The sequence below is a fragment of the Bradyrhizobium sp. RP6 genome (genome assembly GCF_003837805.1).
Classification (GTDB): domain Bacteria; phylum Pseudomonadota; class Alphaproteobacteria; order Rhizobiales; family Xanthobacteraceae; genus Bradyrhizobium.
In genome coordinates, this window is the sequence record NZ_RQIT01000001.1 from 193,511 (window position 1) to 218,542 (window position 25,032).

Below are 25,032 nucleotides of genomic sequence, written 5' to 3' on the forward strand. Positions count from 1 at the left end.
GCGAGGAGAAGACGATGAACCAAGAAATTATGAATCTCTTCAATCCGACGACGCCGGCGCAGGTCTTCGACCAGATCCGGATCTCGATCGCGTCCCCAGAGAAGATTCTGTCCTGGTCCTACGGCGAGATCAAGAAGCCGGAGACCATCAACTACCGGACCTTCAAGCCCGAGCGCGACGGCCTGTTCTGCGCCCGCATCTTCGGGCCGATCAAGGACTACGAGTGCCTGTGCGGCAAGTACAAGCGCATGAAGTACAAGGGCATCATCTGCGAGAAGTGCTCGGTCGAGGTCACGCTGTCGCGCGTCCGGCGCGAGCGCATGGGCCATATCGAGCTCGCAGCTCCCGTCGCCCACATCTGGTTCCTGAAGTCGCTGCCCTCGCGCATCGGCCTCCTGCTCGACATGACGCTGAAGGATCTCGAGCGGATCCTCTACTTCGAATATTACGTCGTGCTGGAGCCGGGCCTCACCGCGCTGAAGGACCGTCAGCTGCTGTCGGAAGACGAGTATCTGAAGGCGCAGGACGAGTACGGCCAGGATTCCTTCACCGCCATGATCGGCGCCGAAGCGATCCGCGAGCTGCTCAAGGGCATGGACCTCGAGAAGCTCGAGGCCTCGCTGCGCGTCGAGATGCAGGAGACCGACTCCGACATCAAGCACAAGAAGCTCGCCAAGCGCCTGAAGATCGTGGAAGCGTTCCGCCACTCCGGCAACAAGCCGGAATGGATGATCATGACCGTGGTGCCGGTGATCCCGCCGGACCTGCGTCCGCTAGTGCCGCTCGACGGCGGCCGCTTTGCGACCTCGGATCTCAACGACCTCTACCGCCGCGTCATCAACCGCAACAATCGTTTGAAGCGGCTGATGGAGCTGCGCGCGCCCGACATCATCATCCGCAACGAGAAGCGCATGCTTCAGGAGGCCGTCGACGCGCTGTTCGACAACGGCCGCCGCGGCCGCGTCATCACGGGCGCCAACAAGCGCCCGCTGAAGTCGCTCGCCGACATGCTCAAGGGCAAGCAGGGCCGCTTCCGCCAGAACCTCCTCGGCAAGCGCGTCGACTATTCGGGCCGTTCGGTGATCGTGGTCGGTCCCGAGCTGCGTCTGCATCAGTGCGGCCTGCCGAAGAAGATGGCGCTCGAGCTGTTCAAGCCGTTCATCTATTCGCGGCTTGACGCCAAGGGCCTGTCCACCACCGTGAAGCAGGCCAAGAAGCTGGTCGAGAAGGAGCGGCCCGAGGTCTGGGACATCCTGGACGAGGTCATCCGCGAGCATCCGGTGCTGCTCAACCGCGCGCCGACGTTGCATCGCCTCGGCATCCAGGCGTTCGAGCCCGTGCTGATCGAGGGCAAGGCAATTCAGCTTCATCCGCTGGTCTGCTCCGCGTTCAACGCCGACTTCGATGGCGACCAGATGGCCGTGCACGTTCCGCTGTCGCTCGAAGCGCAGCTGGAAGCGCGCGTCCTGATGATGTCGACCAACAACATCCTGCATCCGGCGAACGGCCAGCCGATCATCGTGCCGTCGCAGGACATCGTGCTCGGCCTGTACTACGTCTCGATCATGCGCGAAGGCTTGCCCGGCGAGGGCAAGGTGTTCGGCGACATGGCCGAGCTCGAGCACGCGCTGCACGCGAAGGTCATCCACCTCCACACCAAGATCAAGTACCGGTGGGAAGGCATGGACGAGACCGGCAAGGTCTCCAAGCGCTGGATTGAAACCACCGCCGGCCGCGTCATGCTCGGCAATCTGCTGCCGAAGAACCCGCGGATTTCGTACGAGATCATCAACAAGCTGATGACCAAGCGCGAGATCTCCGGCGTCATCGACCAGGTCTACCGTCACTGCGGACAGAAGGAGACGGTGATCTTCTGCGACCGCATCATGGCGCTCGGCTTCTACAACGCGTTCAAGGCCGGCATCTCGTTCGGCAAGGACGACATGGTCGTGCCGCACGGCAAGTGGAAGATCGTCGATACCACCCGTACGCTGGCGAAGGATTTCGAGCAGCAGTACAACGATGGTCTGATCACGCATGGCGAGAAGTACAACAAGGTCGTCGACGCCTGGTCGAAGGCCACGGAAGAAATCGCCAAGGCGATGATGAAGGAGATCTCCGCCACCAAGAAGACGGCGAGCGGAGCCGAAGCCGACATCAACTCGATCTACATGATGGCTCACTCCGGTGCCCGCGGTTCGCCGGCCCAGATGCGCCAGCTCGCCGGCATGCGCGGCCTGATGGCCAAGCCGTCGGGCGAGATCATCGAGACGCCGATCATCTCGAACTTCAAGGAAGGCCTCTCGGTGCTCGAGTACTTCAACTCGACCCACGGCGCCCGCAAGGGCCTCGCGGACACCGCGTTGAAGACCGCGAACTCCGGCTACCTGACGCGTCGTCTCGTCGACGTGGCGCAGGACTGCATCATCACGCAGAGCGACTGCGGCACCAAGCTCGGCATCAAGATGCGCGCCATCGTCGATGCCGGCACCGTGGTTGCTTCGCTCGGCTCGCGCATCCTCGGACGCACGGCCTGCGAAGACGTGCGTGACAGCTCGGGCAAGGTGATCATCAAGCGCGATACGCTGATGGAAGAGAGCCATCTGGAGGCCATTCAGCAGGGTGGCGTGCAGGAGGTGAAGATCCGCTCGGCACTGACCTGCGAGCTCGTCAACGGCATCTGCGGCAAGTGCTACGGCCGCGACCTCGCCCGCGGCACGCCGGTCAACCACGGCGAAGCGGTCGGCGTCATCGCGGCGCAGTCGATCGGCGAGCCGGGCACCCAGCTCACCATGCGCACCTTCCACATCGGTGGTGCGGCGCAGCTCAACGAGCAGTCTTTCGTCGAAGCCAACTTCGACGGCAAGATCGTGATCAGGAACAAGGCCATCGCCCGCAACAGCGAAGGTCACCTGATCGCGATGGTGCGCAACATGGTTGTCGCGATCGTCGATGCCGACGGCACCGAGCGTGCGACGCACCGTATCCAGTACGGTTCGCGCCTGCACGTGGACGAGGGCGACATGGTCAAGCGCGGCCAGCGTATCGTCGAGTGGGATCCCTACACCCGTCCGCTGCTCACCGAAGTCGAAGGAACCATCGGCTTCGAGGATCTGGTCGAGGGGCAGTCGATCTCGGAAACGCTCGACGAAGCGACCGGTATCGCCAAGCGCGTGGTCATCGACTGGCGCTCGACGCGCGGCGGCTCGGACCTTCGTCCGGCCATCGTGGTGAAGGGCAAGGACGGCAAGGTGCTCAAGCTCGCCCGTGGCGGCGATGCCCGCTACATGCTGTCGGTCGACGCCATTCTCTCGGTCGACATCGGAGCCAAGGTACAGCCAGGCGATATCCTCGCCCGTGTCTCGACCGAAAGCGCCAAGACGCGTGACATCACCGGCGGTCTGCCGCGGGTGGCGGAACTGTTCGAGGCTCGGCGGCCGAAGGATGCGGCGATCATCGCCGAAATCGCGGGCACCATCCGGTTCGGGCGCGACTACAAGAACAAGCGCCGAATCTCGATCGAGCCGATGGACAAGACCGACGAGCCGCGCGAGTACCTGATCCCGAAGGGCAAGCACATCCACCTTCAGGACGGCGACGTCGTCGAAAAGGGCGACTTCATCGTGGAGGGCAATCCGGCGCCGCACGACATCCTTGCGGTGAAGGGCATCGAGGAACTCGCGGCCTATCTGGTCAACGAGATCCAGGAGGTCTACCGGCTGCAGGGCGTGCTCATCAACGACAAGCACATCGAGGTGATTGTCCGTCAGATGCTCCAGAAGGTGGAAATCACCGATCAGGGCGATACGGACATGATCTCCGGCGAGCAGGTCGACAAGATCGAGTTCGACGCGCTGAACGTGAAGGCCAAGGAAGAGGGCAAGAAGCCCGCCACGGGAACGCCGGTTCTGCTCGGCATCACCAAGGCGAGCCTCCAGACGCGGTCCTTTTTCTCGGCGGCATCGTTCCAGGAGACCACACGCGTCCTCACCGAGGCGGCGGTCAACGGCAAGATCGATCCGCTCGAAGGCCTCAAGGAGAACGTCATCGTTGGCCGGCTGATTCCGGCGGGCACCGGCGCCTCCATGGCCAAGATCCGCGAAGTCGCCATGAAGCGCGACAAGCTGATCCTGGACGAGCGCGAGAAGCAGGCGGCCGTCGTGTCGCCCGCGCCGGAAGCCGAGCTTCCTGCGCTGCCGCCTGCGGAATGATCGTTCATCCGTAGGAATACCGAGGACAATGAAAAGGCCGGCTTTTTGCCGGCCTTTTTGCTGCTTTGTTTCCTTGCTGCGATGCAGGATCAGCCTTTGTTCATCTTTCCTTCAGCCGTAAAAGCGCTTCTGCTAGGAGAGCTTAGACCGGTGATCCCGTGAAGGGGGCAGGCCGGAGACCACGGAACTCTCATGCTTGATCTTGCAATCGTAGGCGGCGGCCCCGGCGGGCTGATGAGCGCCTGGTATCTGAAGCGTAAGCTCGGCGATCTCTGTCGCGTCACCATCTACGAGGCCTCAGACCGGCTGGGCGGCAAGATCGCCACGCGCAAATTCGATTCGGCGCCCGCGATGTACGAAGCCGGGGTTGCCGAGATCTACGACTACTCGATGACGGGACCGGATCCGCTGCGCGAGCTGATCCAGCATTTCGGCCTCCAGACCATTCCGATGGACGCCGAGCAGGTGCAGTTCGGCGGCGAGCTCCTCAATGACGTGCCGGGCATGCGCCGCAGATACGGCGCCAAGACCGCAGCGGCGATCGAGGCATTCCGCAAGCGATGCACCGAGGTGATGTCGCCGATCGAATATTACGAGGGCGTCGGCGCGCACGACAACGAGAATCCCTGGGCCTACAAGACCGCCGAGCAGGTGCTCGACGAGGAGGTCGAGGACGAGACGGCAAAGCGCTTCTTCAAGGTGATGGCGCGCTCCGACATCGCGACCGAGAGCCACAACACCAATGGTCTCAACGCGCTCAAGAACTATCTCATGGACGTCGACGGCTATATCGGCCTCTATTCCATCCAGAACGGCAACGAGCAGCTGATCGAATGCCTGCAGTCGGAGGTTAATGCCGACATCCAGCTCAATCACCGCGTGCTCACCGTCGGCAAGGCGCCGACCGGCCGCTATCAGCTCAAGATGATGAACGGCAAGGGGCCGGAGACCCGAGACTTCGATCTCGTGCTGGTCTGCCTGCCGCATTCCTGGCTCGCCACCCTCAGTTGGGAGGGCGAGCAACTGCGCAAGTCGATGGTCAAGCACGTTGCCTATTTCGACCGCCCCGCGCACTATTTGCGCGTCTCAATCCTGTTCGACGAGCCGTTCTGGGGCGAGCAGATTCCGGGCGCCTGGTTCATGTCGGAGGCTTTCGGCGGCTGCTGCGTCTACAACGAGGGCGCGCGCCACGACGTCGGCAAGCATGGCGTTCTGAACTGGCTCATTCCCGGATCCGATGCGCTGGCATTTGCCAATCTGTCGGATCAGGAGCTAATCGATGCCGCCCTGAAATCGCTGCCCGCTTCTCTCGGCGATGCGCGTTTGCATTTCATGGAAGGCAAGATCCACCGCTGGCTGTCGTCGGTGAATGCGATTCCGGGCGGCTTGCCCGTGCGCGACGTCATGACCAACCACCGGCCGGAGCCGAAGGAGCATCCGGGCGTCGTCGTGGTCGGCGACTACCTGTTCGACTCGACGCTGAACGGGCTGCTCGACTCCTCGGACGCCGCCACAGACATCATCCTCACCGAGATGATGCGTCTGCGCCGGCAGCGCGCGCAGGGGGACAAGCCGCTCTCCGACAAGATCGATCGCGATTACTTCGAGAACTACCGCGGCCTCGGTCCCTATCACGAGGCTTGGCGCCACTTCACCGATCCCGACTATCTCGCCAAGCTGATCAGCATCGTCTGGAACAAGGCCGAAGGCGCCAAGCTGCTTGTGGCGGGCTCCGCAAGCGGCGAACTGGTCGGCGCGCTGCGCGATCGCGGCATCGATGCATGGGGAATCGAGAACAACCGCGCTATCCATGCCAAGACGCCGAAAGCGCTGAAGAAGTACAACAAGCTCGGCTCGATCACGGACATGCCGTTCAAGGACGGTGCCTTCGACTTCGTGTTCGAGACCAGCCTCTGCCATCTTTCCCCGAAGCAGGTGGCCCGTGCGATCCGCGAGCTCAACCGCGTGGTCAAGACCGGCCTCGTGTTCGGCTCGATCACCTCGGACATGGCGCCCGCGTTGATCGATCGCTACGATCTCCTGCGTGGGGTCAAGAAACTCGGCACCTGGTGGGAATGGTCCGAACTGTTCTTCGGCAACGGCTTCGACCTGTCGATGCACCGCAAGGATTGCACCGATGCGCTCTGGGAGGCGACGCTCGCCGCCAACAAGGGGCCGGGACAGTGGTACGCCGACGCCGACAGCTTGCGCTATTCGTTCTTCGACAAGGTCGAAGATGAGGACGAGGATTAGCCGCACGGCGTGCATCGGATTCGCCAATTGTTTTGCCGAATTCATCTTGATCGCATAGAATCGGTGCAATAGCGGTTGCCGCTATTCCTGCATTCTCTGCGGTCATGCCGGCCGTCAGCATCGGTTGGTTTCATGGCGTCCAAGCCTCACTCGCCCGACAAACAGAAGCTCGCCGCGGAAGAGGCGGCCGAGCTCGACGACAAGCTCGCCTCCGCTGCCAGGCCGGACCTCGAAGATGACGAGGACGGCGAAGACGAGGGGGATGACGAGCTCGACGATGACGATGAGGACGAGGACCTCGTCGTTTTTACCGCGCGCGAAGCGGCTGGCGCGCTCGCGACCATCGTCGGATTCGTCAAACCTTATCTGACGAACTACAAGCGGATGCTGTCATTCGTGGCGTTCGGCGTCTTCGTGGAGACGCTGTTCAACGTCATCATGCCGCTCAGCCTCAAGTTCCTGATCGACGAGGCGCTCGGGGAGGAGGATTTCCAGGCGCTGTACAAGATCCTCGGCGTGCTTGCGGTCGCCGGCATCTTCACCTCGATCGTGGCCGTCTGGTACGAGCGCTGGGACGCGCGGCTTGCCGCCTGCATCATCTCCGACGTCCGCAGGCGCCTGTTCGAGCACGTCCAGGACCTGCCGGCAGCCTATTTCGGGCGCACCAAGCGCGGCGAGATCCTGTCGCGCTTCTCCGTCGACCTCTCGGCTTTCGAAGGCTCGGTCAAGACCTTTGCAAACAGCGCTGCGCTGCCATTTCTGGAACTGGTCGCAGGCATTATCCTGATGTTGTTCTTGAACTGGCAGCTTGCGGTGGTCGCGTTGCTGGTGTTCCCGATCACGTTGATCGGCCCGCGGATCCTGACGCCCAAGGCGGTGCAGGCCAATTACGAGCAGAAGCTCAACGAGAGTGCGCTGCTCGGCATGGTGCAGGAGAACGTGGCCGCCCAGGCTGTGATCAAGGCGTTCAGCCTGCAACGCAAGATGTTCGGCTTCTTCACCTTGCGCAACGATGAGACCCGCAACAAGATCGCCTCGGCCGCGTTCCTCTCGACCATGGTGGAGCGGACGGTCACCATCTCGGTGCTCCTCCTGCACCTCGTGGTGCTCGCGATCGGCGCGTATCTCGCGACCAAGGGCCAGATTACCATCGGCACCTTCGTCACCTTCGAGAGCGCGTTCTGGGAGGTTTCCTACAACATCGCTCATGTGATGCATTTCATCCCGGTGTCGATCTCTTCGGCCGCCGCGATCCGCCACATCCAGGAACTGCTCGACGAGCCGACGCGGAGCGCCGATCGACCCGGCGCGCCCGATCTGCCGCGCATCACCCACGACATTACGTTCGATCACGTCACCTTTCAGTACGAGGGCAGTCAGACCCCGGTGCTGGACAATCTCAGTCTCAAGCTCAATGCGGGCAAGCGCATCGCGATCGTCGGACCGAGCGGCTCCGGCAAGAGCACGCTGCTCAACCTGATCCTGCGGCTCTACGTGCCCGACGAAGGCCGCGTCACCATCGATGGCGTCGACGTCCGCAAGGTGACGCTGGATTCGCTGCGCCGGAGCATGGCCGTGGTGTTCCAGGAGAACATGCTGTTCAACATGTCGATCCGCGAGAACATCCGGCTGGGCAAGGAGGGGGCGACCGACGAGGAAGTGGAGGAGGCGGCCAAGAAGGCCGAGATCCACCGCTACATCATGAGCCTGCCGCAGCGATACGACACGCCGGTCGGCGAGCGTGGAGACACGCTGTCAGGCGGCCAGCGCCAGCGCATCGCGATCGCGCGCGCAATCATCCGTAACCCGTCCGTGCTGCTGCTGGACGAGGCCACATCGGCGCTCGACCAGACCACGGAGGCCGCGATCAACCGCACGCTGCTCAAGATCGCCAAGGGCCGCACCATGATCTGGTCGACTCACCGTCTGACCTCGGTGGTCGAGATGGACGAGATCATCGTGATTTCAGGGGGCAGGGCGATCGAGCGCGGCTCCCACGCCGCATTGCTCGCCAAGAACGGCACCTATCGCAAGCTGTGGAACGACCAGATCCATCAGCCGCATGGCGCGTCGGCTCACGACGACGACAGAGGCGATGAAGACGATCTCGATGACGAAGAGGACGAGGAGTGACCCGGGGCCGTGCATTGCAGCTCCGGCTCAGTGATTCCCGGATGAGAATCGTTCGGCTGGAGAGGAGCCGCTGATTTATTGGCTTCCTCAGGTCGGCGGCATCGACTTCTGCCGATCGATCCGCGCCGCCCGGAGATCGCTGGCGAACCTGGCGTCACGACAGGCGATTGCGCTGGATCCCCGCGCAGAAGGCGGATTCGTTCATAAGCTGGGAAAAGAGCTTCATTCTGGCAATAAAAGTATATTTAATCCGGGTATAATGTCGCCGGAGCTGACGGGCAGGCCCTTTGTTCCCCGATCGGGCTGGCGCGGTGAAGGCGCCGAAGAGGCTTGTTTCTGCAGGCGCATGAAGCGCTTTCTGACTCTCGTTTCGCCTTGACTGGACCGATTCTCGCCTATAGAAAGCGCCTCACTTAACGACAGGCGGTGAGCATCGCCAGCGTCGGAACGGGCCACCCGTTGATCCCAAAGGACCAAGTCCACGAGGGATCGTGCAAGACGGGCACCAACCTCGACGAATGCCGCTCAAACGCTGTCGATCATAGCTAGGCAATGCCAGTGCGACTTTAGTTCTCTTGAGCAAGTTCTCTTGAGATCGAATTCGGATGCATGACCTCAGTGCGCGGGCCGCGGCTTCACGCCGAATGGCCTCATTACTGCGGTCCTCTGTGGCGTCGAAGCGCTTTCCGCTCGGTAATGGAGCGGTTGGCGCAATTTCGCTTTGTGTGGATTGTTCCGCATGAAGCGGCCTCGTCGGGCGGGTGGCTCGAAAGAATTTGCGGTTCCGGCAACGGGCCGCGGCAAGACAGCGGACCCGGAAGGGGCCGCGGCAGAACAAAGGGTAAGGCCAGGATGCCGACGATCAACCAGCTGATCGCTCAACCGCGTGAAGTGCAGAAGTCGCGCAAGAAGGTGCCGGCGCTGCAGCAGTCGCCGCAGAAGCGTGGTGTTTGCACCCGCGTCTACACCACGACCCCGAAGAAGCCGAACTCGGCGCTTCGTAAGGTCGCCAAGGTGCGCCTGACCAACGGCTTCGAGGTGATCGGCTACATCCCCGGCGAGGGCCATAACCTCCAGGAGCACTCGGTGGTCATGATCCGCGGCGGCCGTGTCAAGGACTTGCCGGGCGTGCGCTACCACATCCTCCGCGGCGTTCTGGATACCCAGGGCGTCAAGAACCGTAAGCAGCGTCGTTCGAAGTACGGCGCCAAGCGTCCGAAGTAAGCGGGAACCAGGTCTATGTCTCGTCGCCATTCTGCTGAAAAGCGTGAAGTCCTTCCCGATCCGAAGTTCGGGAACATCATCGTCACGAAGTTCATGAACTCGGTGATGTACGCCGGCAAGAAGTCGGTCGCCGAAGGGATCGTCTACGGCGCGTTCGGCATCATCGAAAGCAAGACCAAGCAGAACCCGCTCGGCGTGTTCGAGCAGGCGCTTGAGAACGTGATGCCCACCATCGAGGTGCGCTCCCGCCGCGTCGGCGGCGCGACCTACCAGGTTCCGGTCGAGGTTCGCTCGACCCGCCGTCAGGCCCTGGGCATCCGCTGGCTGATCGCCGCTGCGCGCGAGCGCAACGAGAAGACGATGACCGAGCGGCTCTCGGCGGAGCTCTTGGATGCGTCGAATAACCGGGGGAACGCCGTCAAGAAGCGCGAAGACGTGCACCGCATGGCGGAAGCCAACCGCGCCTTCTCGCACTACCGCTGGTAACGGCGCCACACTCGGACTCGCAAGGAACGACCCATGCCCCGCCAACATGCCATCGAGGACTACCGTAACTTCGGTATCATGGCGCATATCGACGCCGGCAAGACCACGACGACCGAGCGCATCCTCTATTACACCGGCAAGAGCCACAAGATCGGCGAAGTGCACGAAGGTGCCGCGACGATGGACTGGATGGAGCAGGAGCAGGAGCGTGGCATCACGATCACTTCGGCTGCCACCACCGCGTTCTGGAACGGCAAGCGCCTGAACATCATCGACACGCCTGGCCACGTCGACTTCACCATCGAGGTCGAGCGCAGCTTGCGTGTGCTCGACGGCGCCGTCTGTGTGCTCGACTCGAACCAGGGCGTCGAGCCCCAGACCGAGACTGTCTGGCGCCAGGGCGACAAGTACAAGGTTCCGCGCATCGTCTTCGCCAACAAGATGGACAAGATCGGTGCGGACTTCTTCAAGTGTCTGTCCGATATCGTCGACCGCCTGGGCGCCAAGCCCGTCGCGATCCAGCTTCCGATCGGTGCCGAGAACAACTTCAAGGGGCTCGTTGACCTCGTGAAGATGAAGGGCGTGGTCTGGAACGATGAGTCGCTCGGCGCCAAGTTCGACTATGTCGACATTCCGGAAGACCTCGTCGACCAGGCCAAGGAATACCGCGAGAAGATGGTGGAAGCGGCCGTCGAGCTCGATGACGATGCCATGGCCGCCTATCTCGACGGCAAGGAGCCGGACGAGGCGACGCTGAAGAGGCTGATCCGCAAGGCGGTGCTGACCGGCGCCTTCTATCCCGTGCTGTGCGGCTCGGCCTTCAAGAACAAGGGCGTGCAGCCGTTGCTCGACGCCGTCGTCGATTATCTGCCGTCGCCGCTCGACGTGCCCGCGATCAAGGGCACCGATGACAAGGGCAACGAAGTCGTGCGCAAGGCGGACGACAAGGAGCCCCTGGCGCTGCTCGCGTTCAAGATCATGGACGACCCGTTCGTCGGCACCATCACCTTCTGCCGCATCTACTCCGGCATTCTGCAGAGCGGCACCGGCGTCGTGAACTCGACCCGCGAGAAGAAGGAGCGGATCGGGCGCATGCTCCTGATGCATGCGAACAACCGCGAGGACATCAAGGAAGCCTATGCCGGCGACATCGTCGCGCTGGCCGGCCTGAAGGAAGCGCGCACCGGCGACACGCTGTGCGATCCCGACAAGCAGGTGATCCTGGAGAAGATGGAATTCCCCGAGCCGGTCATCGAGATCGCGATCGAGCCGAAGTCCAAGGCCGACCAGGAGAAGCTGGGCGTGGCGCTGGCCAAGCTCGCTGCGGAGGATCCGTCCTTCCGCGTGTCGACCGACCACGAGTCCGGCCAGACCATCCTCAAGGGCATGGGCGAACTCCATCTCGACATCAAGGTCGACATCCTCAAGCGCACCTACAAGGTCGACGCCAATATCGGTGCGCCGCAGGTGGCGTTCCGTGAGCGCGTTACCAGGCGGGTGGAGCACAGCTACACCCACAAGAAGCAGACTGGCGGTACTGGCCAGTTCGCGGCCGTGTCGTTCATCGTCGAGCCGAACGAGCCCGGCAAGGGCTACGAGTTCGAATCGAAGATCGTCGGCGGCGCGGTGCCGAAGGAGTACATCCCCGGCGTCGAGAAGGGTCTGGAGAGCGTGCTGTCGTCCGGCGTGGTTGCGGGCTTCCCCGTGGTCGACGTCAAGGTGACGCTCGTGGACGGCAAGTATCACGACGTCGACTCGTCGGCGCTCGCCTTCGAAATCGCCTCGCGCGCCTGCTTCCGCGAAGCGCTGCAGATGGGCAAGTCCGTCCTGCTCGAGCCGATCATGAAGGTCGAAGTGGTGACCCCGGAGGACTACACCGGCTCGGTCATCGGCGATCTGAATTCCCGGCGCGGTCAGATCCAGGGTCAGGACATGCGCGGCAACGCCAACGTCATCAACGCGATGGTGCCGCTCATGAACATGTTCGGTTACGTGAACAATCTGCGCTCGATGAGCCAGGGTCGCGCGACCTTCACCATGCAGTTCGACCACTACGCAGAAGCGCCGGCCAACGTGTCGGCAGAAGTCCAGAAGAAGTTTGCCTGATTGTCGTCGGTCTCAAGCTGACGATTGAACGGAGAGTCAAATGGCCAAAGCAAAGTTTGAACGTAACAAGCCGCACTGCAACATCGGCACCATCGGTCACGTCGACCATGGCAAGACGTCGCTGACCGCGGCGATCACCAAGATCCTCGCCGAGACCGGCGGTGCGACGTTCACCGCGTACGACCAGATCGACAAGGCGCCTGAAGAGAAGGCCCGCGGCATCACCATCTCGACCGCGCACGTCGAGTACGAGACGCAGAACCGCCACTACGCCCACGTCGACTGCCCCGGCCACGCCGACTACGTGAAGAACATGATCACCGGCGCCGCCCAGATGGACGGTGCGATCCTCGTCGTGTCGGCCGCTGACGGCCCGATGCCGCAGACCCGCGAGCACATCCTGCTCGCCCGCCAGGTCGGCGTGCCCGCGCTGGTCGTGTTCCTCAACAAGTGCGACATGGTCGACGATCCGGAGCTGCTCGAGCTCGTCGAGCTCGAAGTCCGCGAGCTGCTGTCGAAGTACGAATTCCCCGGCGACAAGATCCCGATCATCAAGGGTTCGGCGCTCGCCGCTCTCGAAGATTCCGACAAGAAGCTCGGCCACGACGCCATCCTCGAGCTGATGCGCAACGTCGACGAGTACATCCCGCAGCCGGAGCGTCCGATCGACCAGCCGTTCCTGATGCCGGTTGAAGACGTGTTCTCGATCTCGGGCCGCGGCACCGTGGTGACCGGCCGTGTCGAGCGCGGCGTCGTCAAGGTCGGCGAGGAAATCGAGATCGTCGGTCTCCGCGCCACCCAGAAGACCACCGTCACCGGCGTTGAAATGTTCCGCAAGCTGCTCGATCAGGGCCAGGCCGGCGACAACATCGGCGCGCTGCTCCGCGGCACCAAGCGCGAGGACGTCGAGCGCGGCCAGGTTCTGGCCAAGCCCGGTTCGGTCAAGCCGCACACCAAGTTCAAGGCTGAGGCCTACATCCTCACCAAGGAAGAGGGCGGCCGCCACACCCCGTTCTTCACCAACTACCGTCCGCAGTTCTACTTCCGCACCACCGACGTGACCGGTGTCGTGCACCTGCCGGAAGGCACCGAGATGGTGATGCCGGGCGACAACATCGCGATGGAAGTGCACCTGATCGTGCCGATCGCGATGGAAGAGAAGCTCCGCTTCGCGATCCGCGAGGGCGGCCGCACCGTCGGCGCCGGCGTCGTCGCCTCGATCATCGAGTAATTACGAGAAAAGGGACGGCGAGTAGCGAATGGTGACATTCGCTATTCGCTATTCGCCACCCACTGAAGAGAGACACGGCAATGAACGGCCAAAACATTCGTATCCGTCTCAAGGCGTTCGACCATCGTATCCTCGATACGTCGACCCGTGAGATCGTGAACACGGCGAAGCGCACCGGCGCGCAGGTCCGCGGACCCATTCCGCTGCCCACCCGCATCGAGAAGTTCACCGTCAACCGTTCGCCCCACGTCGACAAGAAGAGCCGCGAACAGTTCGAGATGCGCACACACAAGCGCCTGCTCGACATCGTCGATCCGACCCCGCAGACCGTCGATGCTTTGATGAAGCTCGACCTGGCCGCCGGTGTCGACGTCGAGATCAAGCTCTAAGATTTTGGATCCCGTTCGCTCAAAGCGGACAGAAAGAACAGGAAGCAAGCCGATGCGCTCCGGAGTGATCGCACAAAAGGTCGGGATGACGCGGGTCTTCACGGAGGCCGGCGAACATATCCCCGTGACCGTGCTGAAGCTCGGCAATTGCCAGGTCGTAGGCCACCGTACCGAAGAGAAGAACGGTTACGTCGCGCTCCAGCTCGGTTCTGGCAGCCGCAAGACCGTTTACATGCCGAAGGCCGAGCGCGGCCAGTTCGCGGTCGCCAAGGTCGAGCCGAAGCGGCGGGTCGAGGAGTTCCGGGTCAGCGCGGATGCGATGATCCCGGTCGGCGCCGAAATCCAGGCGGATCACTTCGTCGTCGGTCAGTTCGTCGACGTCACCGGCACCTCGGTCGGTAAGGGCTTCGCCGGCGGCATGAAGCGCTGGAACTTCGGCGGTCTGCGCGCCACGCACGGTGTGTCGATCTCGCACCGCTCGATCGGTTCGACCGGTGGCCGTCAGGACCCCGGCAAGACCTGGAAGAACAAGAAGATGCCCGGCCACATGGGTGTCGACCGCATCACCACGCTCAACCTTCGCGTCGTTCAGACCGATGTCGAGCGCGGCCTGATCCTCGTCGAAGGTGCCGTTCCCGGCTCCAAGGGCGGCTGGATCCGCGTGCGCGACGCCGTCAAGAAGCCGCTGCCGAAGGAAGCTCCGAAGCCCGGCAAGTTCAAGGTTGCTGGCGACGCGGAAGCCGCTCCGGCTGCGCAGGAGGCGTGAGATGGAATTGAAGGTCACCACCCTCGAAGGTAAGGAAGCCGGCTCGGTCCAGCTCTCCGACGCCATTTTCGGCCTCGAGCCGCGCGAAGACATCATCGCGCGCTGCGTGCAGTGGCAGCTCAACAAGCGCCAGGCCGGCACGCACAAGGCCAAAGGCCGCGCCGAGATCTGGCGCACCGGCAAGAAGATGTACAAGCAGAAGGGCACCGGCGGTGCTCGTCACGGTTCGGCTCGCGTGCCGCAGTTCCGCGGCGGTGGTCGTGCCTTCGGTCCGGTGGTGCGTTCGCACGCCACCGACCTGCCGAAGAAGGTCCGCGCGCTCGCTCTGAAGCATGCGCTCTCGGCCAAGGCCAAGGATGGCGATCTCGTCGTGATCGAGAAGGCCGCGCTCGAGGCCGCCAAGACCAAGGCGCTGCTCGGTCACTTCTCGGGCCTCGGGCTCACCAACGCGCTGATCATCGACGGCGCCGAGCTCAACAACGGTTTTGCCGCTGCGGCCCGCAACATCCCGAACATGGACGTGCTGCCGATCCAGGGCATCAACGTCTATGACATCCTGCGCCGTCAGAAGCTGGTTCTGACCAAGGCCGCCATCGATGCGCTGGAGGCGCGCTTCAAATGACGAAGAACATCGAGCCTCGCCACTACGACGTGATCCTGTCGCCGGTCGTGACCGAAAAGGCGACGATCGCCTCGGAGCACAACAAGGTGCTGTTCAAGGTGGCCGCGAAGGCGACCAAGCCGCAGATCAAGGAAGCGATCGAGAAGCTGTTCGACGTCAAGGTCAAGAGCGTCAACACGCTGGTCCGCAAGGGCAAGGTCAAGGTCTTCCGCGGTAATCTCGGTTCTCAGTCGAACAGCAAGCGCGCGATCGTGACCCTCGAAGAGGGTCACCGGATCGACGTCACCACCGGTCTGTAAGGTCGTACGACGATGGCACTGAAGACATTCAATCCCACGACGCCGGGCCAGCGCCAGCTGGTCATGGTCGATCGTTCGGCCCTGTACAAGGGCAAGCCGGTCAAGGCGCTCACCGAGGGCAAGAAGTCCTCGGGCGGCCGCAACAACACCGGCCGCATCACCGTGCGCTTTCGCGGTGGCGGTCACAAGCAGACGCTGCGCACGGTCGACTTCAAGCGTGAGAAGATCGACGTCCCCGCGACCGTCGAGCGGCTGGAGTATGATCCGAACCGCACCGGCTTCATCGCCCTGATCAAGTATCAGGACGGCGAGCAGGCCTACATCCTGGCGCCGCAGCGCCTGGCCGTGGGTGACACGATCGTCGCCGGCAACTACGTCGACGTGAAGCCCGGCAACGTCATGCCGCTCGGCAACATGCCGGTCGGCACGATCATCCACAACATCGAAGTCAAGATCGGGAAGGGCGGTCAGCTCGCGCGTTCCGCGGGCACCTATGCCCAGCTCGTTGGCCGCGACCAGGACTACGTCATCATCCGCCTGAACTCGGGCGAGCAGCGCCTGGTTCACGGCCGTTGCCGCGGCACGATCGGCGCGGTGTCGAACCCGGATCACATGAACACCTCGATCGGCAAGGCCGGTCGCAAGCGTTGGATGGGCCGTCGCCCGCACAACCGCGGTGTCGCGATGAACCCGATCGACCATCCGCACGGCGGTGGTGAAGGTCGTACCTCGGGCGGTCGCCACCCGGTCACTCCGTGGGGCAAGCCGACCAAGGGCAAGAAGACCCGCACCAACAAATCGACCAACAAATTCATTCTCCTAAGCCGCCACAAGCGGAAGAAGTAAGGAACGCCGGACATGGTTCGTTCAGTCTGGAAAGGCCCGTTCGTCGAGGGTTCTCTGCTCAAGAAGGCAGATGCCGCGCGCGCGTCCGGCCGTCATGACGTCATCAAGATCTGGAGCCGTCGCTCGACGATCCTGCCGCAATTCGTCGGCCTGACCTTCGGCGTCTACAACGGTCAGAAGCACGTGCCGGTGGCCGTCAACGAGGAAATGGTCGGTCACAAGTTCGGCGAGTTCTCGCCGACCCGGACCTTCCATGGCCACTCCGGCGACAAGAAAGCCAAGAAGGCTTGAGGATTAAACGATGAGCAAACCTAAGCGCGAACGGAGCCTCGCCGACAACGAGGCCAAGGCGGTCGCCCGGATGCTGCGGGTGAGCCCGCAGAAGCTCAACCTGGTCGCCCAGCTCATTCGCGGCCGGAAGGCGTCTGCCGCGCTCGCCGACCTGCAGTTCTCGCGCAAGCGGATCGCGGTCGATGTGAAGAAGTGTCTGGAATCGGCTATCGCGAACGCCGAGAACAACCATGACCTCGACGTCGACGATCTCGTCGTGGCGCAGGCTTTCGTCGGCAACGGCCTCGTGATGAAGCGCTTTGCCGCCCGCGGCCGCGGCCGCTCGGGCCGTGTCTACAAACCATTTTCGCAGCTGACGATCATCGTTCGTCAGGTCGAAGCCGAAGCAGCCGCTTAAGGGCGCAGGAGAACACGATGGGTCAAAAGATCAATCCGATCGGTCTGCGTCTCGGCATCAACCGGACCTGGGATTCCCGCTGGTTCGCCGGTAAGCAGGAGTACGGCAAGCTGCTGCATGAGGACGTCAAGATCCGTGAGATCCTGCACAAGGAGCTCAAGCAGGCGGCCGTTGCCCGCATCGTGATCGAGCGTCCGCACAAGAAGTGCCGCGTCACCATCCACTCGGCCCGCCCGGGCGTGGTGATCGGCAAGAAGGGCGCGGACATCGACAAGCTGCGCAAGAAGGTCGCGGACATCACCTCGTCCGACGTCGTCATCAACATCGTGGAAATCCGCAAGCCGGAACTCGACGCGACGCTGGTGGCCGAGTCGATCGCGCAGCAGCTCGAGCGCCGCGTGGCGTTCCGCCGTGCCATGAAGCGCGCCGTGCAGTCGGCGATGCGTCTCGGCGCGGAAGGCATCCGCATCAACTGCTCGGGACGTCTCGGCGGCGCGGAAATCGCGCGCATGGAGTGGTACCGTGAAGGCCGCGTGCCGCTGCACACGCTACGCGCCGACATCGACTACGGCGTTGCGACTGCGTTCACGACCTTCGGCACCTGCGGCGTCAAGGTCTGGATCTTCAAGGGCGAGATCCTCGAGCACGATCCGATGGCCCAGGACAAGAGAATGGCCGAAGGCGAGACCGGTGGTAGTGGCGATCGAGGTGGCCGTCAGCGCCGCGATACGGCTGCAGCCTGATCTGCACCAGGAATTTGAGGGCTTAAAGCCATGATGCAACCTAAGAAAACGAAGTTCCGGAAGGCGCATAAGGGCCGCATCCACGGCGTTGCGTCTTCGGGCGCGACGTTGGCGTTCGGCCAGTTCGGCCTGAAGGCGACCGAGCCTGAGCGCGTCACCGCGCGCCAGATCGAAGCCGCCCGTCGCGCGCTGACCCGTCACATGAAGCGCGCCGGCCGCGTCTGGATCCGCGTGTTCCCCGACGTTCCTGTGTCCAAGAAGCCGGCCGAAGTCCGCATGGGTTCCGGCAAGGGTTCGCCGGAATTGTGGGTCGCGCGCGTCAAGCCGGGCCGGGTGCTGTTCGAGATTGACGGCGTCAACACCCAGACCGCGCGTGAGGCGTTGACCCTGGCGGCAGCCAAGCTGCCGATCAAGACGCGCTTCGTCGAGCGCATTGCGGAGTAATGGCCATGGCCCAGATGAAGATCGAAGACATCCGCGCGATGAGCCCCGACCAGCAGGATGACGCCATCCTGAACCTGAAGAAGGAGCGCTTCAACCTGCGCTTCCAGCGCGCCACCGGGCAGCTCGAGAACACCTCGCGCCTGCGCGAGGCTCGCCGTGACATCGCCCGGATCAAGACCGTCGCCGCGCAGACGCGCGCCAAGAAGAAGTAAGAGGCTTACGAAGATGCCGAAACGTACTTTGCAGGGCGTGGTCGTTAGCGACAAGCAAGCCAAGACCATCGTGGTGCGTGTTGATCGCCGCTTCACGCACCCGATCTACAAGAAGACCATCCGCCGTTCCAAGAATTACCACGCGCACGACGAGAGCAACCAGTTCAAGCCGGGCGACATGGTGTGGATCGAGGAAACCAAGCCGATTTCGAAGTTGAAGCGCTGGGTCGTGATCCGGGGCGAACACAAGAAAAGCGCCTGATTTGTTGGCTCTAGCCGACCGATTTCAGGTAAATGTTGAGCGCCGGCTGGGCTGGCGCAAAGAGAAAGAGGACGAGGTGCATCAATGATTCAGATGCAGACCAACCTCGACGTGGCCGACAATTCTGGCGCACGCCGTGTCATGTGTATCAAGGTGCTCGGAGGCTCCAAGCGCCGCTACGCCACGATCGGCGACATCATCGTCGTGTCGATCAAGGAAGCCATTCCGCGTGGCAAGGTGAAGAAGGGCGACGTGATGAAGGCCGTCGTGGTGCGCGTCCGCAAGGACATCCGCCGCGCCGACGGTTCGGTCATCCGCTTCGACCGCAACGCTGCCGTGCTGATCAACAACCAGTCCGAGCCGGTCGGCACCCGTATCTTCGGGCCCGTGCCGCGCGAGCTGCGCGCCAAGAACCACATGAAGATCATCTCGCTCGCGCCGGAGGTGCTGTGATGGCTGCGAAGATCCGCAAGGGCGACAAGGTCGTCGTGCTGACGGGCCGCGACAAAGGCCGTACCGGCGAAGTGTTCGAGGTGCGTCCCGACGCCGGCACCGCGCTCGTGCGCGGCATCAATGTGGTCAAGCGTCACCAGAAGCAGACGCAGGCCCAGGAGGGCGGCATCATCTCGAAAGAGGCGCCGATCCAACTGTCCAATATCGCGTATGTCGGCAAGGACGGAAAGCCGACCCGCATCGGATTCAAGATTCTGGCGGACGGCAAGAAGGTCCGCATCGCCAAGAGCTCGGGAGCTGAGATCGATGGCTGAGGCCGCTTACACGCCGCGCCTGCGCGCGGAATATGATGCGAAGATCCGCACGGCTCTGACCGAGAAGTTCGGTTACGAGAACGTCATGCAGGTTCCGCGCCTGGACAAGGTCGTGCTGAACATGGGCGTCGGCGATTCCGTCAACGACCGCAAGAAGGCCGAGACCGCTGCTGCCGAGCTGACCCAGATCGCCGGCCAGAAGGCGATCGTGACCTATTCGCGTATCGCTATCGCGACGTTCAAGCTGCGTGAGAACCAGCCGATCGGCTGCAAGGTCACGCTGCGCAAGGCCCGCATGTACGAGTTCATCGATCGCCTGGTGACGGTCGCGCTGCCGCGCGTCCGCGACTTCCGCGGCCTGAATCCGAAGAGCTTCGACGGCCGCGGCAACTACTCGCTCGGCATCAAGGAGCACATCATTTTCCCCGAGATCGACTTCGACAAGGTCACGGAAGCCCGCGGTATGGACATCACCGTCTGCACCACGGCCAAGACCGACGAAGAGGCGAGGGCCTTGTTGACCGCTTTCAATTTCCCGTTCCGGCAGTGAGACGCTGACCTAAAGCCTCTCAAACGCGGATACCCAGGAGCCAAGCATGGCAAAGAAGAGTTCAGTCGAGAAGAACAACAGGCGCAAGCGGATGGTGAAGAACGCCGCCGCCAAGCGCGAGCGGTTGAAGGCGATCATCGCCGACAAAACGCTGCCGATGGAGGAGCGGTTCGCCGCGACCCTGAAGCTGGCGGAGATGCCGCGCAATTCGTCGGCGACCCGCATCCGCCTGCGCTGCGAGCTGTCGGGCCGCCCGCGCTCGAACTACCGCAAGAACAAGCTGTCCCGTATCGCGCTGCGCGACCTTGGCTCCAAGGGCATGGTCCCGGGCCTCGTGAAGTCCAGCTGGTAAGGAGGGTCGTTTAGATGTCAACGCACGATCCAATCAGCGATCTGATCACCCGTATCCGCAACGCGCAGATGCGTTCGAAGACCAAGGTCTCCACGCCTGGCTCGAAGATGCGCGAGAACGTGCTCGAGGTTCTGAAGACCGAAGGCTACATCCGCGGTTACGCCACGCTCGAGCATTCCTCGGGGCGCAGCGAGATCGAGATCGAGCTGAAGTATTTCGACGGCGAGCCCGTCATCCGCGAGATTGAGCGCGTTTCCAAGCCCGGGCGTCGCGTCTACGCCTCGGTGAAGAACCTGCCGCGGGTGAACAACGGACTCGGCATTTCGGTGTTGTCGACGCCGAAGGGGATCATGGCCGACCACAGCGCGCGCGACGCGAATGTGGGCGGTGAAGTCCTCTTCACGGTGTTCTGAGAAGGATTTTCGATCCATGTCACGTGTTGGCAAAAAGCCTGTCCCGGTGCCGTCGGGCGTTACCGCGACCGTCGATGGGCAGACCGTCAAGATGAAGGGGCCGAAGGGCCAGCTTCAGTTCATCGTTCATGACGACGTCGAGGTGAAGCTCGAGAACGGCCAGGTCAAGGTCAAGCCGCGGGCCGAGACCAACCGCGCGCGCGCGCTGTACGGTACCGCTCGCGCCCAGGTCGCGAATCTGGTCGAGGGTGTCACCAAGGGCTTCGAGAAGAAGCTCGAGATCACCGGCGTCGGCTATCGCGCCGCGATGCAGGGCAAGAACCTGCAGCTCGCGCTCGGCTACAGCCACGACGTGATCTATCCGATCCCCGAGGGGATCACGATCACGGTGCCGAAGCCGACCGAGATCACGGTGGCGGGCAGCGACGTCCAGCGCGTCGGCCAGGTCGCCGCCGAGATCCGCTCCTACCGTCCGCCGGAGCCCTACAAGGGCAAGGGTGTGAAGTATGTGGGCGAATTCATCTTCCGCAAGGAAGGCAAGAAGAAGTAACGGAGCCGGTCATGTCGAAAGCCAAGGTTACGAATGCCCGGCGCAAGCGGAGCGTGCGGCTGAAGCTGCGCCGTTCCGCCGGCGGCCGTCCGCGCCTGTCAGTGTTCCGTTCGTCGAAGCACATCTACGCCCAGGTCATCGACGACCTGAAAGGCGAGACACTGGCCTCCGCCTCGTCGCTCGAGAAGTCGATGCGCGACGGCGGCAAGACCGGTGCCGACATCGATGCGGCGAAGGCGGTTGGCAAGTTGCTGGCCGAGCGCGCCGCCGAGAAGGGCGTCAAGGAAGTCGTGTTTGATCGCGGCAGCTATCTCTATCACGGGCGTGTCAAGGCTCTGGCCGACGCGGCGCGTGAGAGTGGGCTGAGCTTCTAACAGAATTTGAAGATTGGGGCGTAAGCCTCTGAAGGATTGGAAAAACCATGGCAGCTGAACGCGAACAACGTGGTGGACGCGATCAACGCGGCGGCGGACGTGAACGCAGGGAGCGCGAGGAGCGCGACAGCGAGTTCGTGGACAAGCTCGTCCACATCAACCGCGTGGCCAAGGTCGTCAAGGGCGGCAAGCGCTTCGGTTTCGCAGCGCTCGTCGTGATCGGCGACCAGAAGGGTCGTGCCGGCTTCGGTCACGGCAAGGCGCGCGAAGTGCCCGAGGCGATCCGCAAGGCGACCGAGTCCGCCAAGCGCAACCTGACGCGCGTGTCGCTGCGCGAGGGCCGCACGCTCCATCACGATATCGCCGGCCGTCATGGCGCGGGCCGTGTCTACCTGCGTGCAGCTCCCGCCGGTACCGGCATCATCGCCGGCGGCCCGATGCGCGCCGTGTTCGAGACGCTGGGCGTCCAGGACGTGGTGGCGAAGTCGATCGGCTCGTCGAACCCGTACAACATGGTTCGCGCAACTTTCGACGCGCTGAAGCATCAGGATTCGCCGCGTTCGGTCGCAGCCCGCCGCAACATCAAGGTGTCCACTCTGCAGTCGCGCCGCATCGGTGGCGATGCCGAGGCGGCTGCCGACTAACGGAAGCTTCGGAGTAGACTCCCATGGCCAAGGCCGCAAAGACGATCAAGCTCGAGCAGACCGGCAGCGCGATCCGCCGCCATCACTCGCAGCGTTCGACGCTGATCGGGCTCAAGCTCAACAAGATCGGCCGCACCAGCGAACTGCCTGATACCCCGGCGGTGCGCGGCATGATCGAGAAGGTTCACCATCTCGTCCGCATCGTGGACGAGAAGTAAGCAAAGGCGCACGATCCCGAAGAGCGGGAAGCGGTTTTCGGTGAAGATCGTGCGCAAGACACAAGGAGAAGGGCGATGAAGCTCAGCGATATCGCCGACAACGCCGGCTCGCGCAAAAAGCGTATGCGCGTCGGCCGCGGCATCGGTTCCGGCAAGGGCAAGCAGTCCGGCCGCGGCGGCAAGGGCCAGACCGCGCGTTCGGGCGTGCGCATCAAGGGTTTCGAAGGCGGCCAGATGCCGATGCATCGCCGTCTGCCCAAGCGTGGCTTCAACAACATCTTCCGCATCGAGTTCGCCGAGATCAATCTCGACCGGCTCCAGGAAGCGGTCGATGCCAAGAAGATCGACGCCGGCAGCGTCGTGAACGTCGAGGCCCTGGTGAAGGGCGGCGTGCTGCGCCGCGCCAAGGGCGGCCTGCGGCTGCTCGGCCGCGGCGAGCTCAAGTCCAAGCTCAACATCGAAGTGCATGGCGCCACCAAGACCGCAATTGCGGCGGTGGAGAAGGCCGGCGGCTCGGTGAAGATCCTCGCCCCTGCCAAGGAAGAAGGCGAGGCGGCGTAACAACTGCGTCATTGGCCCGCGGCTTGCGGGCCTTTACGCATGCGGGACGTGGACTTATCGAAGCCGAGCCCCAGATAATGTCCGGCGTCCGCTAAACTAGCCCGGCCGCGGGCATGACGGCGCAACAGGCGGCGGGAGAAAGTCCAAGATGGTCTCAGCAGCGGAACAACTGGCAGCCAATCTCAATTTCGGCGCGTTTGCCAAGGCCGACGAACTGAAGAAGCGCATCTGGTTCACTCTGGGTGCGCTGCTCGTTTATCGGCTCGGGACCTACATCCCGCTGCCCGGTATCGATCCGAACATCTGGGAGCAGGTGTTCCGGTCCCAGGCGGGGGGCATCCTCGGCATGTTCAACATGTTCGCCGGCGGAGGTATCCACCGCATGGCGATCTTCGCGTTGAACATCATGCCGTACATCTCGGCCTCGATCATCATCCAGCTGCTCACCACCGTCTCGCCACAGCTGGAAGCGCTGAAGAAGGAAGGCGAGGCCGGCCGCAAGACGCTGAATCAGTACACCCGCTATCTGACGGTCATCCTGGCCGCATTCCAGTCCTACGGAATCGCAGTAGGCCTCGAAGGCGCCGGCAACGTCGTCAGCGAGCCCGGCATGTTCTTCCGCCTGTCCACGGCGATCACGCTGACCGGGGGCACCATGTTCCTGATGTGGCTCGGCGAGCAGATCACCTCGCGCGGCATCGGCAACGGCATTTCGCTGATCATTCTCGCCGGCATCGTCGCCGAGCTGCCCGCGGCGCTCGCCAACATGCTCGAGCTCGGCCGTCAGGGCGCGATGTCGACCGGCCTGATCCTGGTCGTCATCATCATGGCCGTTGCCGTGATCGCCTTCATCGTGTTCATGGAGCGCGCGCAGCGCCGCCTCTTGATCCAGTATCCAAAGCGCCAGGTCGGCAACAAGATGTTCGAGGGCCAGTCCTCGCATCTGCCGCTCAAGCTCAACACCTCGGGCGTAATTCCGCCGATCTTCGCGTCGTCGCTGCTCTTGCTGCCGACCACGGTTGCGAACTTCAACGCGGGCAGTGGGCCGGAGTGGTTTCAGTGGATCACAACCCAGCTCGGCCACGGCCGTCCGCTGTTCCTGATCATGTATCTCGCGCTGATCGTGTTCTTCGCCTTCTTCTACACCGCTATCGTGTTCAACCCGACCGAGACCGCGGACAATCTGAAGAAGCACGGCGGCTTCATTCCGGGCATCCGTCCGGGCGAGCGCACGGCGGAATATATCGACTACGTGCTGTCCCGCATTACGGTGCTCGGCGCGATTTATCTGGCGATCGTCTGTCTGATTCCCGAGATCCTGATCTCCTACGCGTCGGTGCCGTTCTATTTCGGCGGCACCTCGCTGCTGATTGTCGTCAGCGTCACCATGGACACGGTGGCGCAGGTCCAGGGCTATCTGCTGGCGCACCAGTACGAAGGCCTGATCCGGAAGTCCAAGCTCCGGGGCCGCCGCCGCTAAGTACGGAGTCGCTCGAGAGGCGGCGCGAACGTGCCGCCGATTCGCCGCACGAGCAACGTGCGGCGCCGCAGAGCCGATCAGTCAGCGGCTCGGTCGCATGGGCAGAGACGCTCCCACGTCGATGCAATCACTGATTTCAAAGGCCTTCTTGGCGTCCGGGCATTCGCTCCCCTATGATATGGGTAGCGGTGCGGCGCCGATTATGGTT

Annotated in this window: 29 protein-coding genes; all 29 read left to right on the forward strand. The window is 63.0% G+C overall.

The features are described 5' to 3' along the window. Positions 1-14: 14 nt before the first annotated feature. Positions 15-4,211 (forward strand): DNA-directed RNA polymerase subunit beta', encoded by a 4,197-nt coding sequence (rpoC, locus tag EHH60_RS01025; RefSeq protein ID WP_124157676.1) that lies wholly within the window; start codon positions 15-17, stop codon positions 4,209-4,211. A 192-nt stretch (positions 4,212-4,403) separates the two neighbouring features. Further along, positions 4,404-6,464 carry an FAD-dependent oxidoreductase gene (locus EHH60_RS01030; protein WP_124157677.1) on the forward strand — a complete coding sequence of 687 codons (2,061 nt, stop codon included), beginning with the start codon at positions 4,404-4,406 and terminating at the stop codon, positions 6,462-6,464. Between the two features lie 132 nt (positions 6,465-6,596). Further along, positions 6,597-8,597, forward strand: coding sequence for an ABC transporter ATP-binding protein (locus EHH60_RS01035; RefSeq protein WP_124157678.1), 2,001 nt, complete (start codon positions 6,597-6,599; stop codon positions 8,595-8,597). 852 nt (positions 8,598-9,449) lie between these two features. After that, positions 9,450-9,821, forward strand: a complete 372-nt coding sequence (rpsL, locus tag EHH60_RS01040) for a 30S ribosomal protein S12 (protein ID WP_007603006.1) — start codon at positions 9,450-9,452, stop codon at positions 9,819-9,821. Positions 9,822-9,836: 15 nt separating this feature from the next. Then, entirely contained in the window at positions 9,837-10,307 is a 471-nt protein-coding gene (gene rpsG, locus EHH60_RS01045; RefSeq protein ID WP_018647239.1) for a 30S ribosomal protein S7, read from the forward strand. A 33-nt stretch (positions 10,308-10,340) separates the two neighbouring features. Next, positions 10,341-12,413 carry an elongation factor G gene (fusA, locus tag EHH60_RS01050; RefSeq protein ID WP_124157679.1) on the forward strand — a complete coding sequence of 691 codons (2,073 nt, stop codon included), beginning with the start codon at positions 10,341-10,343 and terminating at the stop codon, positions 12,411-12,413. Positions 12,414-12,453: 40 nt separating this feature from the next. Next, positions 12,454-13,644: an elongation factor Tu gene (gene tuf / locus EHH60_RS01055; protein ID WP_028177965.1), complete on the forward strand. Its 1,191-nt coding sequence runs from the start codon at positions 12,454-12,456 to the stop codon at positions 13,642-13,644. Positions 13,645-13,724: 80 nt separating this feature from the next. Continuing rightward, positions 13,725-14,033, forward strand: coding sequence for a 30S ribosomal protein S10 (gene rpsJ, locus EHH60_RS01060; protein WP_002712302.1), 309 nt, complete (start codon positions 13,725-13,727; stop codon positions 14,031-14,033). Positions 14,034-14,085: 52 nt separating this feature from the next. After that, positions 14,086-14,799 carry a 50S ribosomal protein L3 gene (gene rplC / locus EHH60_RS01065; RefSeq protein WP_024342448.1) on the forward strand — a complete coding sequence of 238 codons (714 nt, stop codon included), beginning with the start codon at positions 14,086-14,088 and terminating at the stop codon, positions 14,797-14,799. A gap of 1 nt (position 14,800) precedes the next feature. Continuing rightward, complete coding sequence (gene rplD, locus EHH60_RS01070; RefSeq protein ID WP_018647243.1) at positions 14,801-15,421, forward strand: 50S ribosomal protein L4; 621 nt, start codon at positions 14,801-14,803, stop codon at positions 15,419-15,421. Further along, on the forward strand, positions 15,418-15,720 hold the full coding sequence (locus EHH60_RS01075) for a 50S ribosomal protein L23 (protein WP_124157680.1): 303 nt from the start codon (positions 15,418-15,420) through the stop codon (positions 15,718-15,720). Before rplD ends, EHH60_RS01075 begins: the two co-directional genes overlap by 4 nt. A 12-nt stretch (positions 15,721-15,732) precedes the next feature. Next, complete coding sequence (gene rplB / locus EHH60_RS01080; RefSeq protein ID WP_092294147.1) at positions 15,733-16,566, forward strand: 50S ribosomal protein L2; 834 nt, start codon at positions 15,733-15,735, stop codon at positions 16,564-16,566. 12 nt (positions 16,567-16,578) lie between these two features. Beyond that, a complete protein-coding gene (rpsS, locus tag EHH60_RS01085) occupies positions 16,579-16,857 on the forward strand; it encodes a 30S ribosomal protein S19 (RefSeq protein WP_008136357.1) in 279 nt (92 codons plus the stop codon). Positions 16,858-16,867: 10 nt separating this feature from the next. Beyond that, complete coding sequence (gene rplV, locus EHH60_RS01090) at positions 16,868-17,254, forward strand: 50S ribosomal protein L22 (protein WP_008549264.1); 387 nt, start codon at positions 16,868-16,870, stop codon at positions 17,252-17,254. A 17-nt stretch (positions 17,255-17,271) separates the two neighbouring features. Continuing rightward, the gene (gene rpsC, locus EHH60_RS01095; RefSeq protein WP_014494500.1) at positions 17,272-17,997 is read left to right on the forward strand and encodes a 30S ribosomal protein S3; all 726 of its coding nucleotides are present in this window, start codon (positions 17,272-17,274) and stop codon (positions 17,995-17,997) included. Positions 17,998-18,027: 30 nt separating this feature from the next. Further along, on the forward strand, positions 18,028-18,441 hold the full coding sequence (gene rplP, locus EHH60_RS01100; RefSeq protein WP_008136349.1) for a 50S ribosomal protein L16: 414 nt from the start codon (positions 18,028-18,030) through the stop codon (positions 18,439-18,441). 5 nt (positions 18,442-18,446) lie between these two features. After that, on the forward strand, positions 18,447-18,653 hold the full coding sequence (gene rpmC / locus EHH60_RS01105) for a 50S ribosomal protein L29 (protein WP_011088144.1): 207 nt from the start codon (positions 18,447-18,449) through the stop codon (positions 18,651-18,653). Between the two features lie 13 nt (positions 18,654-18,666). Continuing rightward, entirely contained in the window at positions 18,667-18,915 is a 249-nt protein-coding gene (gene rpsQ, locus EHH60_RS01110; RefSeq protein WP_024342452.1) for a 30S ribosomal protein S17, read from the forward strand. A gap of 84 nt (positions 18,916-18,999) precedes the next feature. Then, positions 19,000-19,368, forward strand: a complete 369-nt coding sequence (rplN, locus tag EHH60_RS01115) for a 50S ribosomal protein L14 (protein ID WP_007603030.1) — start codon at positions 19,000-19,002, stop codon at positions 19,366-19,368. Further along, positions 19,368-19,682, forward strand: coding sequence for a 50S ribosomal protein L24 (gene rplX / locus EHH60_RS01120; RefSeq protein ID WP_028177970.1), 315 nt, complete (start codon positions 19,368-19,370; stop codon positions 19,680-19,682). The genes rplN and rplX overlap by 1 nt, the downstream gene beginning before the upstream one ends. Beyond that, the gene (gene rplE / locus EHH60_RS01125; RefSeq protein WP_018647250.1) at positions 19,675-20,232 is read left to right on the forward strand and encodes a 50S ribosomal protein L5; all 558 of its coding nucleotides are present in this window, start codon (positions 19,675-19,677) and stop codon (positions 20,230-20,232) included. Before rplX ends, rplE begins: the two co-directional genes overlap by 8 nt. A gap of 46 nt (positions 20,233-20,278) precedes the next feature. Continuing rightward, positions 20,279-20,584 carry a 30S ribosomal protein S14 gene (gene rpsN, locus EHH60_RS01130; RefSeq protein ID WP_024342455.1) on the forward strand — a complete coding sequence of 102 codons (306 nt, stop codon included), beginning with the start codon at positions 20,279-20,281 and terminating at the stop codon, positions 20,582-20,584. Positions 20,585-20,598: 14 nt separating this feature from the next. After that, a complete protein-coding gene (rpsH, locus tag EHH60_RS01135; RefSeq protein WP_027554158.1) occupies positions 20,599-20,997 on the forward strand; it encodes a 30S ribosomal protein S8 in 399 nt (132 codons plus the stop codon). Positions 20,998-21,013: 16 nt separating this feature from the next. Then, on the forward strand, positions 21,014-21,547 hold the full coding sequence (gene rplF / locus EHH60_RS01140) for a 50S ribosomal protein L6 (RefSeq protein WP_124157681.1): 534 nt from the start codon (positions 21,014-21,016) through the stop codon (positions 21,545-21,547). A gap of 11 nt (positions 21,548-21,558) precedes the next feature. After that, positions 21,559-21,921: a 50S ribosomal protein L18 gene (gene rplR / locus EHH60_RS01145; RefSeq protein ID WP_024342458.1), complete on the forward strand. Its 363-nt coding sequence runs from the start codon at positions 21,559-21,561 to the stop codon at positions 21,919-21,921. A gap of 47 nt (positions 21,922-21,968) precedes the next feature. Beyond that, positions 21,969-22,565, forward strand: coding sequence for a 30S ribosomal protein S5 (gene rpsE, locus EHH60_RS01150; RefSeq protein WP_014494507.1), 597 nt, complete (start codon positions 21,969-21,971; stop codon positions 22,563-22,565). Positions 22,566-22,588: 23 nt separating this feature from the next. Further along, positions 22,589-22,783 carry a 50S ribosomal protein L30 gene (rpmD, locus tag EHH60_RS01155; RefSeq protein WP_011088137.1) on the forward strand — a complete coding sequence of 65 codons (195 nt, stop codon included), beginning with the start codon at positions 22,589-22,591 and terminating at the stop codon, positions 22,781-22,783. A 75-nt stretch (positions 22,784-22,858) separates the two neighbouring features. Next, positions 22,859-23,344, forward strand: coding sequence for a 50S ribosomal protein L15 (gene rplO / locus EHH60_RS01160; RefSeq protein WP_028177974.1), 486 nt, complete (start codon positions 22,859-22,861; stop codon positions 23,342-23,344). A 148-nt stretch (positions 23,345-23,492) separates the two neighbouring features. After that, on the forward strand, positions 23,493-24,824 hold the full coding sequence (secY, locus tag EHH60_RS01165; RefSeq protein ID WP_027574066.1) for a preprotein translocase subunit SecY: 1,332 nt from the start codon (positions 23,493-23,495) through the stop codon (positions 24,822-24,824). Positions 24,825-25,032 lie beyond the last annotated feature (208 nt).

Coding starts and splice junctions, on each gene's coding strand:
- rpoC (WP_124157676.1), top strand. CDS start 15: ATGAACCAAGAAATTATGAATCTCTTCAATCCGACGACGCCGGCGCAG.
- EHH60_RS01030 (WP_124157677.1), top strand. CDS start 4,404: ATGCTTGATCTTGCAATCGTAGGCGGCGGCCCCGGCGGGCTGATGAGC.
- EHH60_RS01035 (WP_124157678.1), top strand. CDS start 6,597: ATGGCGTCCAAGCCTCACTCGCCCGACAAACAGAAGCTCGCCGCGGAA.
- rpsL (WP_007603006.1), top strand. CDS start 9,450: ATGCCGACGATCAACCAGCTGATCGCTCAACCGCGTGAAGTGCAGAAG.
- rpsG (WP_018647239.1), top strand. CDS start 9,837: ATGTCTCGTCGCCATTCTGCTGAAAAGCGTGAAGTCCTTCCCGATCCG.
- fusA (WP_124157679.1), top strand. CDS start 10,341: ATGCCCCGCCAACATGCCATCGAGGACTACCGTAACTTCGGTATCATG.
- tuf (WP_028177965.1), top strand. CDS start 12,454: ATGGCCAAAGCAAAGTTTGAACGTAACAAGCCGCACTGCAACATCGGC.
- rpsJ (WP_002712302.1), top strand. CDS start 13,725: ATGAACGGCCAAAACATTCGTATCCGTCTCAAGGCGTTCGACCATCGT.
- rplC (WP_024342448.1), top strand. CDS start 14,086: ATGCGCTCCGGAGTGATCGCACAAAAGGTCGGGATGACGCGGGTCTTC.
- rplD (WP_018647243.1), top strand. CDS start 14,801: ATGGAATTGAAGGTCACCACCCTCGAAGGTAAGGAAGCCGGCTCGGTC.
- EHH60_RS01075 (WP_124157680.1), top strand. CDS start 15,418: ATGACGAAGAACATCGAGCCTCGCCACTACGACGTGATCCTGTCGCCG.
- rplB (WP_092294147.1), top strand. CDS start 15,733: ATGGCACTGAAGACATTCAATCCCACGACGCCGGGCCAGCGCCAGCTG.
- rpsS (WP_008136357.1), top strand. CDS start 16,579: ATGGTTCGTTCAGTCTGGAAAGGCCCGTTCGTCGAGGGTTCTCTGCTC.
- rplV (WP_008549264.1), top strand. CDS start 16,868: ATGAGCAAACCTAAGCGCGAACGGAGCCTCGCCGACAACGAGGCCAAG.
- rpsC (WP_014494500.1), top strand. CDS start 17,272: ATGGGTCAAAAGATCAATCCGATCGGTCTGCGTCTCGGCATCAACCGG.
- rplP (WP_008136349.1), top strand. CDS start 18,028: ATGATGCAACCTAAGAAAACGAAGTTCCGGAAGGCGCATAAGGGCCGC.
- rpmC (WP_011088144.1), top strand. CDS start 18,447: ATGGCCCAGATGAAGATCGAAGACATCCGCGCGATGAGCCCCGACCAG.
- rpsQ (WP_024342452.1), top strand. CDS start 18,667: ATGCCGAAACGTACTTTGCAGGGCGTGGTCGTTAGCGACAAGCAAGCC.
- rplN (WP_007603030.1), top strand. CDS start 19,000: ATGATTCAGATGCAGACCAACCTCGACGTGGCCGACAATTCTGGCGCA.
- rplX (WP_028177970.1), top strand. CDS start 19,368: ATGGCTGCGAAGATCCGCAAGGGCGACAAGGTCGTCGTGCTGACGGGC.
- rplE (WP_018647250.1), top strand. CDS start 19,675: ATGGCTGAGGCCGCTTACACGCCGCGCCTGCGCGCGGAATATGATGCG.
- rpsN (WP_024342455.1), top strand. CDS start 20,279: ATGGCAAAGAAGAGTTCAGTCGAGAAGAACAACAGGCGCAAGCGGATG.
- rpsH (WP_027554158.1), top strand. CDS start 20,599: ATGTCAACGCACGATCCAATCAGCGATCTGATCACCCGTATCCGCAAC.
- rplF (WP_124157681.1), top strand. CDS start 21,014: ATGTCACGTGTTGGCAAAAAGCCTGTCCCGGTGCCGTCGGGCGTTACC.
- rplR (WP_024342458.1), top strand. CDS start 21,559: ATGTCGAAAGCCAAGGTTACGAATGCCCGGCGCAAGCGGAGCGTGCGG.
- rpsE (WP_014494507.1), top strand. CDS start 21,969: ATGGCAGCTGAACGCGAACAACGTGGTGGACGCGATCAACGCGGCGGC.
- rpmD (WP_011088137.1), top strand. CDS start 22,589: ATGGCCAAGGCCGCAAAGACGATCAAGCTCGAGCAGACCGGCAGCGCG.
- rplO (WP_028177974.1), top strand. CDS start 22,859: ATGAAGCTCAGCGATATCGCCGACAACGCCGGCTCGCGCAAAAAGCGT.
- secY (WP_027574066.1), top strand. CDS start 23,493: ATGGTCTCAGCAGCGGAACAACTGGCAGCCAATCTCAATTTCGGCGCG.